The following is a 2176-nucleotide window of genomic DNA, read 5'->3' on the forward strand; positions in this document are numbered from 1 at the left end:
CCGCGCCGGATGGAAGACACGCCGCATTAAGCGATGATTTATGTATTTGCGGCTGCCATCCGCCGCCTCGATTGGTTGCTTCTCAGCAGATGATGTCCACAGAAGCATAACCGTGTGGCTCTGCCCGTTTTGGTTGGCTGCAGCGCGTACTGCTCGCCAGAGATATGCGGCCCCATGGCGTATGACAGCAATCACAGGGTGACCTTTTTACCTCTATTCGAATGGCATTAAAGAGAAAGGCAATTAATTCCGATTTAACATTTATTTCTGAATATGCGATTGCGGTAAACGTCTGATCTTTTGTATTATCGCGCGATGGCGCGGGGGCGCAATTTGCATAAACAAGAGGCGGTATGGGTGCTCAGGACATAATCGCAGCGATCAAAGGCGGCTTGTTGCAAAGTGATCGCCTGTTAAAGCTTGATACGCCGTTGGGTGCCAATGTCCTGTTGCCGCAAAGGCTGGTGGGCCATTCCCGCCTGGGCCGGGACTACGGATTTACGCTGGACGTCGTTTCAACCAATGACAATATTGAACTGAAAACGCTGATCGCCCAGCCGGTCACGCTCTGGACCCAGCAAACCGACCAGTCTTACGCCCCGCATCACGGTTATGTCCATACCGCCCGCCGGTTAGGCTCTGATAGTGCGATTACCAGCTATCAGATCGGCTTCGTCTCCTGGATGCATTTTCTGCATTTCAGAAAAGATGCACGAATCTGGCAGGATAAAGCCGTCGATGAAATTCTCACCGATGTATTCAATATGCATCCGCAGGCGCAGGGTGCATTCCGTTTTGCATTGCGCAATCCTTTGCCGCAGCGCTCGTTCTGCGTGCAATATGAGGACGACTGGAATTTCTGCCACCGGCTAATGGAAACGGAAGGCCTGTTCGGCTATTTCGAACAGGCTGCCGATGGTAAATCTCATACCCTGGTCGTGACCGACGACATCGGTAGCCTGCAACCGCTGTCGCCGCAGACGGTGGATTTCTACCGGTCGGGCACCAACAGCGAAACGGATGCCTTCGTGCAGTGGAGCGGCACGCGCACGCTGCAGAGCACGACACTCACCACGCGTACGTTCGATTACAAGGCGCCGCCCACGGGCGCGAATCCGAAAGGCACGACGGTCCCCACGCTGACCACGCAGGGCAACCTGCCGCAGCAGGCCGAGGTGTACGAGTACACGGGCGCTTATACATACGGACAGCAGGATCGCGGCGACCACCTCTCGAAGGTGAGGATGGAGGAGTGGGAATCGCGCGCGAAGCGCTTCCACGGCGTAGGCGCGGTCCGCCGCATCGACGCGGGGCGCTGGTTCGAACTGCAGGACCATCCGGGGCATGGCGCCGATAGTCAGCAGGACCGGCAGTTCGCGGTTATCGCCGTTGAATGGGTCATCGAGAATAACCTGCCGGTGTCGAGCGGGACGACGGATTTCCCGCACAGCCTGAAGCAAACGATCACTGCGGCCCGTGCACAGCACGCTAACGATCCAACGCTGCTCATCAAGTCGGCCGACGGTAGCGAAGGTTTCCTGTTGGTCTCTGTCGAAGCGCAGCGCAGAACAGTCCCGTTCCGCAGCCCGTTCGAGCACAGCAAGCCGAAGATGCACATGCAGACGGCGACGGTGGTCGGCCCAGCGAACGAGGAAGTCTTCACGGACCCACTGAACCGTATCAAGGTGCAGATGCACTGGGACCGGCTGAACCCCGGCGATGAGAACGCGTCGTGCTGGATGCGCGTCGCGCAATCGCACGCGGGGGGCGGGCACGGCAGCGTACACGTACCGCGCATCGGCGAAGAAGTCATCGTGTCTTTCCTCGACGGCGACTGCGACAAGCCGCTCGTTACCGGACGTACCTATAACAGTGCAAAGACGCCGGATTGGCATTCGAATGGGATCCTGTCGGGCTACAAGTCCAAGGAGTATCAAGGCAGCGGTTACAACCAGATGGTGATGGACGATGCCACCGGCCAGAACCGCGTGCAGCTATACAGCACCAGTGCAAATTCCCAACTGCATCTCGGCTATCTGATCGCGCAAACAGGTAACTCGCGCGGTGCTTACCTCGGCAGCGGCTTTGACCTGAAATCCGATGCGTATGGTGCGCTCAGGGCGGGGCAAGGTTTGTATGTGTCGACCCATCCCACGGCGGGGACCTCAAGCCAGCC

Annotated in this window: 1 protein-coding gene and 1 pseudogene; both read left to right on the top strand. The window is 58.0% G+C overall.

Annotated features, from left to right (window positions below; translation table 11 throughout):
- Nucleotides 1–110 (top strand): annotated as a pseudogene (locus P0D68_RS35405) (PAAR domain-containing protein); the annotation flags it as partial.
- A gap of 243 nt (nt 111–353) precedes the next feature.
- Nucleotides 354–2176 (top strand): type VI secretion system Vgr family protein (locus P0D68_RS35410; protein ID WP_408468829.1); only part of this gene is annotated, 1823 nt, incomplete at its 3' end.

The sequence above is a fragment of the Paraburkholderia sp. RL17-380-BIE-A genome, from assembly GCF_046028085.1.
Lineage (GTDB): Bacteria > Pseudomonadota > Gammaproteobacteria > Burkholderiales > Burkholderiaceae > Paraburkholderia.